The 236-nt window shown below is 61.0% G+C and carries 1 protein-coding gene; it reads left to right on the top strand.

Annotated features, from left to right (window positions below; genetic code table 11):
• Positions 1-236: arylsulfotransferase family protein (locus tag SB764_RS44565; protein ID WP_410867383.1), on the top strand; the 236-nt coding region annotated here is incomplete at both ends.

Here is a 236-nt window from a genome sequence, read left to right as displayed (position 1 = left end):
GGCGGGCCGGTCGCCGGCAATATGTTCAACTGCCATGTGCAGGAGGTGAATGTCCGGACCGGAGCTGTCTTGTTGGACTGGGACGCCTTGGAACACATTCCCTTGACGGATTCCTTTCTGCGTCCGTCTGACGACGCCGGCAGTGACGGCTCGACGCCGGACAAAGCCTACGACCCGTACCACCTGAATTCCGTGGAGGAGAGCGGAGACGCGTTGCTGATTTCATCCCGGCACAC

Origin of the sequence: Paraburkholderia sp. SIMBA_027, assembly GCF_046535315.1 — a bacterium.
Taxonomy (GTDB): domain Bacteria; phylum Pseudomonadota; class Gammaproteobacteria; order Burkholderiales; family Burkholderiaceae; genus Paraburkholderia; species Paraburkholderia tropica.
The sequence above is the reverse complement of the archived record's forward strand: the minus strand, read 5'-3'. Positions and strand labels throughout refer to the sequence as shown.